A 14,202-nucleotide genomic window follows, 5' to 3' on the forward strand; every position below is an offset into this window, starting at 1 on the left:
ATCCGCTTGATGTCCCGTTGTTCACTCGGACCCGCCAGGCCGTCCCCCGGCCCGGCTTCGTGGAAGGACGCCCCCGAATGAGGGTGCTGCTGCTGGGCGCCGACGGCTTCATCGGCCGTCGGGTCACCGACCGCCTGCTCGTGGATCCGGAGTTGCAGGTGACGGTGCTCGGCCGGCGTGACTCCGCCGACATCCGCTTCGACCTGACCACCGGCAGTCCGGGGGCGCTGGCCCGGTTCCTGGACGCGGTCGCGCCGCAGGTGGTGATCAACTGCGCGGGCGCCACCTACGGCAGTTCGCGCACGCTGATCCGGGCCAACACGCTCGCCGTGGCGACGGTCTGCGAGGGGATCCGGCGCAGCCGGGAGCCGGCCAGGCTGGTGCACGTCGGCTCGGCGGCCGAGTACGGGCCGGTGCCGGGCGGGGTGCCGGTGTCGGAGAGCTCCGAGCCGCGCCCGGTGGGCCCGTACGGGGTGTCGAAGCTGGCCGGCACGGAGCTGGTGCTGGCCTCGGGGCTGGACGCGGCGGTGCTGCGGGTGTTCGACGTGGTGGGGCCCGGGTCGCCGACCGCCTCGCTGTTCGGGCGGCTGGCGGAGGGCCTGCGGCGGGCGCTGGAGCGCGAGGAGTCCCAGGTGCGGATGCCGGATCTGTCCGGATACCGGGATTTCGTGGACGTGCGGGACGTCGCGCGGGCGATCCAGGCGGCGGCGGTGTCGGCCGCGACGGGGGTGATCAACATCGGCAGCGGGCACGCCGTCCGGGCGCGCGAGGCGGCCCAGTTGCTGGTCCGGGCGTCCGGCTTCGAGGGGACCATCGTCGAGGAGAACCGGCAGGTGGTGCTCCCCGCGCAGGCCGGCGGGCCGGTCGAGCACGTGCCGGGGCACGTGCCCGCGCACCACCTGCCGGGCCACCGTCCGGTGGAGCCCCGGCCGGGCGAGGGGCGGGTGGCCTCGGGCGAGCCGGTGCCGTGGCGGCAGGCGGACGTGCGGACCGCCCGGGACCGTCTCGGCTGGCGGACGCAGGTGCCGCTGGAGGAGTCGCTGGGGGACGTCTGGCTGGAGACGGCCTGCCGGGTCTGACCGGCCGGGGGCGGCGGTCCGCAGGCCCCGGACGCCCCTGCGGGGGCCGGTCCGGGGCCTGAGCTGGGCGTCTTCGGTGGTCCCAGCATCCGGCGCGGCCCGTCTCGCCCATCGGACGAGCTGTCTCGGAATACCGGAGCGGCGTGACACTGTTGGCGTAACAGAGCCACCCCGGTGGCGGAAGCAACATGCCCCTAGAGGTTGGCCCTGGCCACCTGAACTGACGACCATCGGAGTCCCCGTGTCGCTGCCACCCCTGGTCGAGCCGGCCGACGAGCTCACCGTTGACGAGGTCCGCAGGTACTCCCGCCACCTGATCATCCCCGACGTGGGCATGGCCGGGCAGAAGCGGCTGAAGAACGCCAAGGTGCTGTGTGTCGGCGCCGGCGGCCTGGGCTCGCCCGCGCTGATGTATCTGGCGGCGGCGGGTGTGGGCACGCTCGGCATCGTCGAGTTCGACGTGGTCGACGAGTCGAACCTGCAGCGTCAGATCATCCACGGCCAGTCGGACATCGGCCGTTCCAAGGGCGAGTCGGCGCGCGACTCGGTCAAGGAGATCAACCCCTACGTCGACGTGATCCTGCACGAGGACCGTCTCGACAACTCCAACGTCATGGAGATCTTCTCCGGCTACGACCTGATCGTGGACGGCACCGACAACTTCGCCACCCGCTACCTGGTGAACGACGCCGCGGTGCTGCTCGGCAAGCCGTACGTGTGGGGTTCGATCTACCGCTTCGACGGCCAGGCGAGCGTGTTCTGGGCCGAGAACGGCCCCTGCTACCGCTGCCTCTACCCGGAGGCGCCGCCGCCGGGCATGGTCCCGTCCTGCGCCGAGGGCGGCGTGCTGGGCGTGCTGTGCGCGTCGATCGGCTCGATCCAGGTCACCGAGGCGATCAAGCTGCTGGCCGGGGTCGGCGACCCGCTGGTCGGCCGGCTGATGATCTACGACGCCCTGGAGATGAACTACCGCCAGGTGAAGGTCCGCAAGGACCCGAACTGCGCGGTCTGCGGCGAGAACCCGACCGTCACCGAGCTGATCGACTACGAGGCCTTCTGCGGCGTCGTGTCGGAGGAGGCGCAGGCCGCCGCCGCCGGTTCGACGATCACCTCCAAGCAGCTCAAGCAGTGGCAGGACGAGGAGGAGGACATCTTCCTCATCGACGTCCGCGAGCCCGGCGAGTACGAGATCGTCAACATCCCCGGCGCGGTGCTGATCCCGAAGAACGAGTTCCTGATGGGCAACGCCCTGGAGCAGCTGCCGCAGGACAGGAAGATCGTGCTGCACTGCAAGTCGGGCGTCCGCTCGGCGGAGGTGCTGGCCGTGGTGAAGTCGGCCGGCTTCGCCAACGCCGTCCACCTGGGCGGCGGCGTGCTCGGCTGGGTCAACCAGATCGAGCCGCACAAGCCGGTGTACTGATCCGCAACGTCTGGAAGGGCCCGCTCCGGCGGGCCCTTCCGCGTGTCCGGAGACCTACAGCGCGCCCTTGCGCTGGAGCACGTTGTAGGAGATCCAGCCGGGCAGCACCGGCAGCCAGAAGGTGAGCGCCCGGTAGAGGAAGACCGCCGGGGTGGCGACGGCGGTCGGGACGTCGGCGAAGGTGAGCGCGCCGATCAGCGCGACCTCGACCGGGCCGATGCCGCCGGGGGTGGGGATGGCGGAACCGGCCGCGTTGGCGGTCAGGAAGACCACGGCGACCGCCGAGAAGGAGATCGAGCCGCCGAAGGCCCGCACCGAGGCGTCCAGACAGGCGGTGAAGGAGAGCGTCAGCAGCAGGATGCCGCCGAAGCCGGTGATGAGCTTGCTGGGCCTCTGCATCAGGTCGAGCATCCGGGGCACCACGCCGAAGAACAGCGAGCGCAGCCGGTTCAGCACGAACCGCCGCAGCGGGGCCACCGCCGCGACCACCAGGGCCAGCACGGCGGCGCTCAGCACGCCGATGATCACCGCGCGGGAGGCGGACAGGTCGCCGTTGGTCTGGCTGCCGGTGATGAGGCCGAAGCTGAACAGCAGCAGCAGGTGCCCGGCCAGGCCGGCCAGCTGGGAGGCGCCGACCGAGGCGACCGCCTGGCCGGAGCGGATGCCCGCCTTCTGCAGGTAGCGGGTGTTCAGCGCGATGCCGCCGATCGCCGCCGGGGCGACCAGCTTCACGAACGAGCCGGCCAGCTGGGCGGCCACCGTGCGGCGGAACGGCAGCTTCTCCGGGACGAAGCCGGTCAGGCTCATCGACGCGGCGACGTAGGAGAACGCGGCCGCGGCGAGCGCCGCCGCCGCCCAGGCCCAGTCCATCTGGGAGAGCTTGAGCTGGGCCGGCTTGACGGTGGTCAGCGTCAGGTAGGCGGCGAAGGTGAGCGCGATCACCATGATCAGGCTCTTCGGCTTGAGCCGCTCCAGCCTGGCCGGCTCCATCGGCGCCTCGGGGGCGATCCGCAGGATCTGGGCGCGGATCCGGCTGAGCAGGTCCTCGCCGGCGACCGCGATGTCCTCCTCGGCCTGCTGCTGGGTGCGCTCCCCGGCGGCGACCTGCTCCAGCGCCAGGGCCCGCGCGGCGGTCTTGCGCTCCTTGGTGAGCTTCTTCAGGTCGATGCGGGTCGAGCGGCTCATGCCGACCGGCTGCAGCAGCGGCAGCGACTGGGCGACCCGCTCGGCGCCGAGCACCGCGTTGGCGGTGGCGACGGTCCGCTCGGGGCCGATCCGCAGCGCGAAGGTGGTGAGCAGCTGGGCGACGTCGATGCGCAGGGTCAGGTCGGTGGCGGCGATGTCGCCGCCGGAGAGGTTGACCAGGCAGGCCGTCTTCTCGTCGACGACCAGCAGCGACTCGCCGGTGAGCCGGCGGTGGGCGATCCGGCGCTCGTGCAGGGCGGCGACCGACTCCCACAGCGAGGCCATCACCTGGTCGGTGACCTCCTCGTCGGCGAGGTCGTCCAGGATGCGGCCCTCGACGTTCTCGTAGACCAGGATCGCGGCGTCCGGGCCCAGCTCGGAGGTGGCGACCAGCTGCGGGGCGCGGGCACCGGAGGCGGCGGCCGCGTAGGCGATCAGCGCCTCCTGCTCCAGCGCCTGGCGCAGCGACTGCGGGCTGCGCCGCACCGCGACCGAGCGCAGCCGCAGCCGGCGCCAGGCCCGGTAGAAGAAGCCGGAGGCCTGCTGCTCGCGGTCGACGATGTGGACGTCCAGCGGCGGGCCGCTCTGCTGGGCGACCAGGTAGCGGCGGGTGCCGCCGGGGGCGTCGGGGGCGCGGTGGGCGCTGGCCGGGGTGAAGCCGACCTTGCGCAGACCGATCATCAGGTGCTGGCCGGTGGGCCGGATGTTCGGCGAACCGATCGCGTAGAGGGTGCCGTAGGCGACGGACCAGCCGATCAGCACGGTGAGCAGCAGCGACAGCGGGGTCGTGTAGCCGCCGAGCAGCTCGGTGATGCCGCTGAAGACGACCACCACCCACAGGGCGACCCGCCAGCGGGGTCTGCTCGACATGCCGACCGCCGTCATGTAGGCGATCACCGGGGCGAGGTAGCCGTGCACCGGGTCGGTGAGGGTGCCGACGGAGTCCAGCGGGAAGCGGGTCAGGGCGTCCCGGATGTGGTCGGAGGCGCCCTCGGCGACCCACCAGTCGATGCCCAGCGAGACGCCGTAGGCCAGCACCGAGGCGAGCACGCCGTCGGCGACCCGCAGGCCGTCGCGTTTGATCAGCCGCTCGACCGCGAAGGCGAGCGGGACGGCCAGCACCGCGACGTTGGAGACCAGGCCGGTGATGGTGGACAGCACCGGGGAGAAGCGGGGCGCGTTCTCGGCGATGTCGATCTCGATGCCGGTGGTGGTCGAGGTCGCCACCCCGGCGAGCACGAAGACCGCGACGATGCCGAGCACGCCGGCCAGGAAGCGGATGAGGTCGGAGGGGCGGTGCGCGCGGGCGGCGAGCAGCGGCTCGTCGACGTCCAGGTGCGGGGCGTCGTCCAGCGGGTCGTGCCCGGGGCGCCGGCCGGGGTCCCCGGGCGGGTTCGCCGCCGTCCCGGGCGCGGCCCCGGGGCCGGAGGGCTGGGCGGGGACGACGGCGGGGGCCCCGTTCACGGGGCCGGTCGGCTGAGGGCTCTTGATCGTCCGGTCCTTGATCAGGGAGACTTCCGGTGGCGTCTCGGCGGTGGCGTCGCCACCGCCGCCCGCGGGCACGCCGTCGGAGGACTCGTCGGAGCCCTCGTCCACACCCACGTCAGCCGTCCCGGTCATCTGGTCTTGTCCTCGTATCACCACTCACCGCCCCGAAGATGGTGGCATGCCTCGGCGCCCCGCGCTGGACAGGGGCCGGATCGGGCGCGGCGGATCATGCCCGACGGGCCCGTGAACCGGCCGGATGCGGAAGAATGCCACAGGTGACGGACGCCACCGACGACGCCGCCCCCGGCGAGCTGCCGCCCTTCGCCGAACTGGTGCTTGACCTGACCGAGCGGATTCCACCCGGCCGGGTGATGACCTACGGGGACGTCGCCGAGTACCTCGGCCAGGGCGGCCCCCGGCAGGTCGGCCGGGTGATGGCCCTGTACGGCGGCGCCGTGCCCTGGTGGCGGGTGATCCGCGCCGACGGCCGGCTGCTGCCCGGCCACGAGCACCGCGCCCTCGCCCACTACGGCGAGGAGGGCACCCCGCTGCGCGATCTCGCCGATCCGCCCCGGGTCGACCTGCGGAGCGCCCGCTGGGACGGTCGCCCCGTCGGGGACTGAACCGGGGCGCGGTGAGCCGGGCCGGGATCGGCGGAACCCCGTGCGCGGGCGGGAATGACGGGGCAGGATCGTAGGCTCGATACGGCGGGCCCCTCGGCGGGCCCGCCCGCAGCTGCCCGAGCACGACCCCCAGGACGTCCGTGAGCTCCCCCTACCGTCTGGTGCGCAGCACCCTCGTGCCGCCCGCCCCGCCCGGACTCGACGCGCACCAGCGCGCCGTGGTCGAGCACGCGGGCGGCCCGCTGCTGGTGCTCGCCGGACCCGGGACCGGCAAGACCACCACCCTGGTCGAGGCCGTCGCCCGGCGGATCGAGAACGGCGCCGACCCCGAGCGGCTCCTGGTCCTCACCTTCAGCCGCAAGGCCGCCATGGAACTGCGCGACCGGATGGCCGGCCGGCTCTCCGCCACCGCCGCCGGCTCCCGCGCCGCCGCCCCGCAGGCCACCACCTTCCACTCCTTCTGCTACGCCCTGCTGCGCGCCCACCAGGACCCGGCCGACTACGCCGAGCCGCTGCGCCTGCTCTCCGGCCCCGAGCAGGACGTCATGGTCCGCGAACTGCTCGCCGGCGGCGCCGAGGACGCCCGGCGCGGCCGCTCCCGGATCGCCTGGCCGCTGGACCTGCGCGCCTGCCTCACCACCCGCGGCTTCGCCGACGAGGTCCGCGCCGTGCTCGCCCGCAGCCGCGAGCTCGGCCTGGGCGAGGCCGAGCTGGCCCGCTTCGCCGAGGGCGTCCAGCGCCCCGACTGGGCCGCCGCCGCCCACTTCCTCGCCGACTACCTCGACGTGCTGGACCTGCGCGGCGTCCTCGACTACGCCGAGCTGGTGCACCGCGCCGTGCTGCTCGCCGACCGCCCCGAGGTCGAGCGGAGCCTGCGCGAGCGCTACGACGCCGTCTTCGTCGACGAGTACCAGGACACCGACCCCGCCCAGGTCCGGCTGCTGCGCCGGCTCGCCGGCGGCGGGCGCGACCTGATCGCCGTCGGCGACCCCGACCAGTCCATCTACGCGTTCCGCGGCGCCGACATCAACGGCATCCTGGAGTTCCCGCAGACCTTCCGGCACGCCGACGGCCGCCCCGCCGACGTCAAGGTGCTGCGGGTCTCCCGCCGCTCCGGCGCCGTGCTGCTCGCCGCCGCCGGCGAACTCACCCGCCGGATGCCGATGGGCCGGCTGCCCGCCGACAAGCTCGCCCAGCACCGCTCCCCGCTGCCCGTCCGGGAGGGCGGCCGGGTCGAGGTCTACACCTACCCGACGCCCGGTGCCGAGCTGGACTCGATCGCCGACCTGCTGCGCCGCGCCCACCTGGAGGACGGCGTGCCGTGGGGCGAGATGGCCGTGCTGGTGCGGGCCGGCGCCCGGTCCATCCCCGGCGTGCGGCGGGCGCTCGGCGCGGCCGGCGTCCCGCTGGAGATCGACGGCGACGACCTGCCGCTGCGCGAGGAGCCGGCCGTCGCCCAGCTGCTGCTCGCCCTGCGGGTCTGCGCCGAGCAGGCCGTCCGCGACCGCCAGGACGGGGGAGAGGACAGTGACGGCGGCGCCGACGGGGGCGGTGAGGGCGGTGAGGGCGGGCCCGACCCGCTCACCACCGACCTCGCCCACGCCCTGCTCACCGGCCCGCTCGGCGGCCTCGACGGCGCCGACCTGCGCCGCCTCGGCCGCACCCTGCGCGAGGAGGAGCGCGCCGCCCTGCGCGCCGGGGCCGCGAACGGCGACGGCGCCCCCGCCGCCGTGCCCCGCCCGGCCGGTGAACTCCTCCGCGAGGCCCTCGCCGAACCCGAGCGCCTCGCCGTCCTCGACGCCCCGTACGCCCGCCGCGCCCACGACCTCGGCACCCTGCTGCGCAAGGTCCGCGAATCCCTCGCCGGCGGCTGCACCGCCGAGGACGCCCTGTGGCAGCTGTGGGACGGCTCCCGCCGCTGGCGTGAACGGCTGGAGCGGGCCGCCCTGCGCGGCGGCGCCGCCGGCCGCAACGCCGACCGCGACCTCGACGCCGTCTGCGCCCTGTTCGAGACCGCCGCCCGCGCCGAGGAGCAGGTCACCGGCCACCGCGGCGCCCTCGACCTGCTCGCCGAACTGGAGGCCCAGGACATCGCCGCCGACACCCTCACCGTGCGCACCGTGCGCCCCGAGGCCGTCCGGCTGATGACCGCCCACCGCGCCAAGGGCCTGGAATGGCGCATGGTCGTCGTCGCCGGCGTCCAGGACGGCCTCTGGCCCGACCTGCGCCGCCGCGGCTCCCTGCTGGAGGCCGACCGGATCGGCCGCGACGGCCTCGCCGAACCGCTCACCCCCACCGCGCTGCTCGCCGAGGAGCGCCGCCTCTTCTACGTCGCCGCCACCCGCGCCAAGGACCGGCTCGTCGTCACCGCCGTCAAGGCCCCCGCCGACGACGGCGACCAGCCGTCCCGCTTCCTGCGCGAGCTCTACCGCGAGGACGTCGACCCCAGGACCGGCCGCGTCCTGCGGCGCACCCCGCCGGTCACCGTCGAGGACGTCACCCACCGCCCGCGCCGCCCGCTCGCCGTGCCCGCGCTGGTCGCCGAGCTGCGCGCGGTCACCGTCGACCCCGACCGCTCGCCCGAACTGCGCCGCGCCGCCGCCGAACGGCTCGCCGCGCTCGCCCTCGCCACCGACGACGAGGACCGCCCGCTGGTGCCCGCCGCCCGCCCCGAGAGCTGGTGGGGCCTGGACGACCCGACCGCCGCCCCCGACCCGCTGCGCTCCGCCGACCTGCCGGTGCGGCTGTCCGGCAGCGGCCTGGAACAGCTGGAGGACTGCTCGCTGCAGTGGTTCCTCGACAAGGAGGTCAAGGCCCGCGGCACCTCCTCCGCCGCCCAGGGCTTCGGCAACGTCGTGCACGCCCTCGCCGACGAGGTCGGCTCCGGCCGCAGCCCCGCCGACCTCGCCGTCCTGATGGAGCGCCTGGACACCGTCTGGGACGCCTTGGCCTTCGACGCCCCCTGGAAGTCCCAGCAGGAGAAGACCGAGGCCCGCGCCGCCCTGGAACGCTTCCTCACCTGGCACGTGATGGCCCGCGGGCGCGACGTCGTCGCCACCGAGCACGGCTTCGACGTCACCCTCGACGCCGGCGGCGTCCAGGTGCGCATCCGCGGCTCGATGGACCGCGTCGAGAAGGACGAGGCCGGCCGCGCCTACGTCGTCGACTTCAAGACCGGCAAGCAGACGCCCAGCGACCGGTCCCTGCCCGAGCACAAGCAGCTCGCCGTCTACCAGCTCGCCGTCCGCTCCGGCGCCCTCAACGGGCTGCCCGGCTTCGAGGCCGCCGCCCCCGAGTCCGGCGGCGCCGAACTCGTCCAGCTGCGCAAGCCCGACAAGACCGCCGCCGACGCGCCCAAGGTGCAGCGGCAGGACCCGCCCGAGGGCGAGCCGTGGATCGAGAACCTGCTCGCCGACGCCGCCGGACGGGTCCTCGCCGAGCGGTTCGTCCCGCGGACCGGCGGCGGCTGCGACCGCTGCGCCTTCCGCCGCAGCTGCTCCGCCCAGCGCGACGGCGCCCAACTCGTCGAGTAGCCGCCGCCGTCGGAAGGGCCCCGGATGTGGCGCACGCGGCACGTGGCCGTCGCCACAGCGGCGCCCCGGCTGTCGGCGGCCCCGGCTACCGTTGCGTGGTGACCGCCGTGCTCAGCCATCCCGACCAGCTCAAGGAACTGCTGGGCATCCCCTTCAACCGGGAGCAGATGGCGGCCATCGGCGCCCCGCTGCGGCCGGCCGTCATCGTCGCCGGCGCCGGCTCCGGCAAGACCACCGTGATGGCCGCCCGGGTCGTCTGGCTGGTCGGCTCCGGCGCCGTCAGCCCCGACCAGGTCCTCGGCCTCACCTTCACCAACAAGGCCGCCGGCGAACTCGCCGAACGCGTCCGCGCCGCCCTGCGGGTCACCGGGCTGGGGGTACCCCCGGCCGAAGGCTTGGGGAGGGCCGCCGACCCCGACGACGGCGAGGCGCTCGGCGAACCCGAGATCTCCACCTACCACGCCTTCGCCGGCCGCCTCCTCAAGGAACACGGCCTGCGCATCGGCATCGAGCCCGACACCCGGCTGCTCGCCGACGCCACCCGCTTCCAGCTCGCCGCCAAGGTGCTGCGCACCGCCCGCGGCCCGTTCCCCGCCCTCACCGGCACCTTCGCCAACCTGGTCGCCGACCTCACCGCCCTCGACGGCGAACTCGCCGAACACCTCGTCGCCCCCGCCGCGCTGCGCGCCTTCGACGAGGACCTGCTCGACACCCTCGCCGGCGTGCGGCTGAGCAACGAGGACCTGCGGGCCGTGCCCGCCACCGCCCGCGCCCGGCTGGAACTGCTGCGCCTGGTCGAGGACTACCGGCGCCGCAAGACCTCCGCCGGCCTGATGGACTTCGGCGACCAGATCGCCGCCGCCGCCCGCCTCGCCCAGCAGCGCCCCGAGGTCGGCGCCCTGCTGCGCGACCAGTACCGGGTCGTGCTGCTCGACGAGTACCAGGACACCTCCGTCGCCCAGCGCCTGATGCTCGCCGGCCTGTTCGGCGCCGGCCCCGACGGCGCCGCCCCCGGCCACCCCGTCACCGCCGTCGGCGACCCCTGCCAGGCCATCTACGGCTGGCGCGGCGCCTCCGTCGCCAACCTCGACGACTTCCCCCGCCACTTCCCCCGCGCCGACGGCACCGCCGCCGACCGGTACGCGCTCAGCGAGAACCGCCGCAGCGGCGGGCGGCTGCTCGCCTTCGCCAACGGGCTCGCGGCGCCGCTGCGCGCCATGCACGAGGGCGTCGAGGCGCTGCGCCCCGCCCCCGGCGCCGAGCGCGACGGCCGGGTGCGGGCCGCGCTGCTGCCCACCCACGCCGAGGAGGTCGACTGGCTCGCCGACGAGATCGACCACCTGGTGCGCACCGGCACCGCCCCCGGCCGGATCGCCGTGCTGTGTCGGGGCGGCGCCGCCTTCCCCGACGTGCACGCCGCGCTGGTCGCCCGGGACGTGCCGGTCGAGGTGGTCGGCCTCGGCGGGCTGCTCCACCTGCCCGAGGTCGCCGACCTGGTCGCGGTCTGCGAGGTGCTCCAGGACCCGACCGCCAACGCCGCCCTGGTCCGGCTGCTGATCGGCCCGCGCTGGCGGATCGGCCCGCGCGACCTCGCCCTGCTCGGCCGGCGCGCCGCCGAACTCGTCCGCACCGAGCGCCCGCAGGGCGTCGAGGCGCTCGCCGCCGCCGTCGCCGAGACCGACCCCACCGAGGTGGTCTCGCTCGCCGACGCCCTGGAGACCTTCCTGGACGCCCAGGAGGCCGACGAGCTGCCGTTCTCCGCCGAGGCCCGGGTCCGCTTCGCCCGGCTCGCCCGGGAACTGCGCGAGCTGCGCCGCTCGCTCGCCGATCCGCTGATGGACGTGCTGCACCGGGTCCTCGCCGTCACCGGCCTGGAGGTCGAACTCGCCGCCTCCCCGCAGGCCCTGGCCGCCCGCCGCCGGGAGACCCTGCACGCCTTCCTCGACGTCGCCGCCTCCTTCGCCGACCTCGACGGCGACCCCGGCCTCGCCGCCTTCCTCGGATTCCTGCGCGCCGCCCAGGAGCACGACCGCGGCCTGGACGCCGGCCTGCCCGGCGGCGAGGACACCGTCAAGGTCCTCACCGCTCACAAGTCCAAGGGCCTGGAGTGGGACGTGGTCGCCGTCCCCGGCCTGGTCAAGGGCGCCTTCCCGTCCTCCTCCCCGCGCGAGCGCTGGACCAGCACCAAGCGCGTCCTGCCGCACGCCCTGCGCGGCGACGCCGCCACCCTGCCCGAGGTGCGCGGCGGCTGGAACGCCAAGGCGATGAAGGAGTTCAAGGCCGCCCTGGCCGAGCACTCCGCCGTCGAGGAACTGCGTCTGGGCTACGTCGCCTTCACCCGCCCGCGCGCCCTGCTGCTCGCCTCCGGCCACTGGTGGGGGCCCAGCCAGAAGACCCCGCGCGGCCCGTCCGACTTCCTGGAGCGGCTGCGCGAGCACGTCGAGCGGCCCGGCAACGGCGAGATCGCCGTCTGGGCCGAGCCGCCCGCCGACGGCGAGGAGAACCCGGCGCTCGCCGCGGCCGTCGAACGCCCCTGGCCGCTGCCCCTCGACCCGGCCGCCCAGCACGCCCGCCGCCGGGTCGCCGAGGTCGTGCACCGCCGGCTGGCCGGGGCGCCCGCCCCCGAACCCGAGCCGATGGCCCCCGAGGACCGCCGGCTGGTGGAGTCCTGGGACCGCGACCTGAAGGCGCTGCTCGGCGAGTTGGAACGCTCCCGCGGCCGGGTGCGGCAGGTGCCGCTGCCCGCCTCGCTCTCCGCCACCCAGCTGCTGCGCCTGGCCGCCGACCCGGACGGCTTCGCGCACGACCTGGCCCGCCCGATGCCCCGCCCGCCGCAGCCCGCCGCCCGGCGCGGCACCCGCTTCCACGCCTGGGTGCAGTCCCGGATCGAACCGCTGATGCTGATCGGCCCCGGCGCGCTGCCCGGCGCCGACGACGACGGCATCGAGGACGAGCAGGACCTCGAACGGCTCAAGGACGCCTTCCTGCGCACCCCCTACGCGCACCGCGAGCCGCTGCGCGTCGAGGCGCCGTTCCAGCTGGTGCTGGCGGGCCGGGTGGTGCGCGGCCGGATCGACGCGGTCTACCGTGACGGTGACGACGGGTCAGAATTCGGCGGCGCGTCACGCTATGAAGTGGTGGACTGGAAGACGCACCGCGAGGAGACCGCCGACCCGCTCCAACTCGCCGTCTACCGGCTGGCGTGGGCGGAGCAGGCGGGCGTCCCCCTGGAGCAGGTCACGGCCTCGTTCCTGTACGTCCGCAGCGGCCGGATCGAACAACCCGCAGGACTTCCCGGCCGAAAAGAGTTGGAACGGCTCCTGATCGGGAACAGTGAAGAATGAGTCACGGAGAGCATTCAAGTCATCACGGCATCGGGCGAAACCTGTGCGTAGTGCACGTTTCGCGCATATTGTGGGGTCGGTAACCGGTCAACCCCCGAGCTCCGGCCGCCAGCGAGGCCCGCATTCCCTAACCCTCAGTCATCACCGCAGGTGCCCACGGGCATCGGCGTCTTCTGCTGGAGAACCGAAGTTGAGCGCGACCGGATGGATCAGAGAACGGTTCGCCGGGCCGACCCCGGGGGCCGCACCCGGCGCGACCGGCACCTGGCCGAGGACGGCACTGACACTGCCGTTCATCGGCATGGCGCTGGTCGTCGTCCTCGACTACTTCACCGACGCCGCGGTGACCGTCGAACCGGCGCTCACCGCCGTTCCGGCGCTGGCCGCCGTGGTCAGCCGCCGCACCTGGTACCCCCTCGCCATCGGCGCCTGCACCGAGGCCGCCGCCTTCCTGATGGCCTTCCACAACGACGTGCTCGGCGAGTCCGTGCACAGCGCCACCGTCTTCGCCATCGTCCTCGTCGCCGCGATCGGCTGGGTCAGCGCCACCCTGAGGCTGCGCCAGGAGCGGCTGCTCGCCGACGCCCAACTCGTCGCCTCGATCGCCCGGCGGGTCCTGCTGCGCCCCGTCCCCGACCGGGTCGGCACCGTGCGCGCCGCCGTCCACTACGCGGCCGCCGCCGCCCACGCCCGGATCGGCGGCGACCTCTACGAGGTCGTCAACACCCGGCACGGCGTGCGCGCCGTCGTCGGCGACGTCCGCGGCAAGGGCCTGGGCGCGGTGGAGACCGCCGCCGCCGTGCTCGGCGCCTTCCGCGAGGCCGCCCACCAGGAGGCCGCCCTGGACCGGGTGGCCGGCTGGCTCGCCGACAGCCTCGACCGGGCCCTGCACGAGAACGACCACCCCGGCGTCGAGGAGGAGTTCGTCACCCTCGTCCTGATCGGCGTCGGCCCCGACGGCACCGCCGAGATCGTCAACTGCGGCCACCCCGCCCCGCTGCTGCTGCGCGGCACCGAGGCCGCCCGCCCGCTCGAACTCGCCGAAACGGTGCCCCCGCTCGGCGTCCTCGACCCCGCCGACGTCCGCCCCCCGGTCCACCGGGTCCCGCTCATCCCCGGCGACCGCGTCCTGCTCTTCACCGACGGCGTCATCGAGGCCCGCGACCGGGCCGGCGCCTTCTACCCGCTCGCCGAACGCCTCCCGCGCTGCGCCGACGGCGGCGGCCCGGTCGACGTGCTGCGCCGGCTGCACGAGGACGTGGTGCGCCACGTCGGGCGGCAACTCGGCGACGACGCCGCCATGCTGCTCCTCCAGTACGAGCCCCCGCCCGCCGCCGACCATCCCCAGGCCGCCGTCACCGCCGTACTCGCCCCGCCCGCCCCGACGTCCGCACCCTCCCCGCCCACCCCGACCGTCCCGCTCGTTCCCCAGCAGAACGGGCACCTGTCCCGGCAGCCCTGAGGCTGCCCTAGAGCGACACCCGCACCACCAGCGGCCGGTGGTCCGACACCGCCGCGCGCGGTGCGGAC

Annotated in this window: 7 protein-coding genes; 6 read left to right on the forward strand and 1 reads right to left on the reverse strand. The window is 74.9% G+C overall.

Translation table 11 applies throughout. The annotated features are described in order from the left end of the window. Positions 1-77: 77 nt before the first annotated feature. Both ABD308_RS34585 and moeZ read left to right on the forward strand, forming a co-directional pair. Positions 78-1,079, forward strand: coding sequence for an NAD-dependent epimerase/dehydratase family protein (locus ABD308_RS34585; protein WP_344343835.1), 1,002 nt, complete (start codon positions 78-80; stop codon positions 1,077-1,079). Positions 1,080-1,320: 241 nt separating this feature from the next. Next, a complete protein-coding gene (gene moeZ / locus ABD308_RS34590; protein ID WP_344343837.1) occupies positions 1,321-2,499 on the forward strand; it encodes an adenylyltransferase/sulfurtransferase MoeZ in 1,179 nt (392 codons plus the stop codon). Positions 2,500-2,553: 54 nt separating this feature from the next. Here the strand turns inward: moeZ and ABD308_RS34595 are convergent, their stop codons facing one another. Beyond that, the gene (locus tag ABD308_RS34595; protein ID WP_344343839.1) at positions 2,554-5,304 is read right to left on the reverse strand and encodes a flippase-like domain-containing protein; all 2,751 of its coding nucleotides are present in this window, start codon (positions 5,302-5,304) and stop codon (positions 2,554-2,556) included. 134 nt (positions 5,305-5,438) lie between these two features. Between ABD308_RS34595 and ABD308_RS34600 the strand changes: the two genes are divergently transcribed. The 4 genes from ABD308_RS34600 to ABD308_RS34615 all read left to right on the forward strand — a co-directional run bounded on the left by ABD308_RS34600 (position 5,439) and on the right by ABD308_RS34615 (position 14,134). Beyond that, the gene (locus ABD308_RS34600; RefSeq protein ID WP_344343841.1) at positions 5,439-5,795 is read left to right on the forward strand and encodes an MGMT family protein; all 357 of its coding nucleotides are present in this window, start codon (positions 5,439-5,441) and stop codon (positions 5,793-5,795) included. A gap of 140 nt (positions 5,796-5,935) precedes the next feature. Then, positions 5,936-9,328 (forward strand): ATP-dependent helicase, encoded by a 3,393-nt coding sequence (locus ABD308_RS34605; protein ID WP_344343843.1) that lies wholly within the window; start codon positions 5,936-5,938, stop codon positions 9,326-9,328. Positions 9,329-9,426: 98 nt separating this feature from the next. Further along, complete coding sequence (locus ABD308_RS34610; protein WP_344343845.1) at positions 9,427-12,672, forward strand: ATP-dependent helicase; 3,246 nt, start codon at positions 9,427-9,429, stop codon at positions 12,670-12,672. Between the two features lie 190 nt (positions 12,673-12,862). After that, positions 12,863-14,134, forward strand: a complete 1,272-nt coding sequence (locus ABD308_RS34615) for a PP2C family protein-serine/threonine phosphatase (protein WP_344343847.1) — start codon at positions 12,863-12,865, stop codon at positions 14,132-14,134. Positions 14,135-14,202: the final 68 nt, after the last annotated feature.

Origin of the sequence: Kitasatospora putterlickiae (genome assembly GCF_039527695.1) — a bacterium.
GTDB classification, from domain to species: Bacteria; Actinomycetota; Actinomycetes; order Streptomycetales; family Streptomycetaceae; genus Kitasatospora; species Kitasatospora putterlickiae.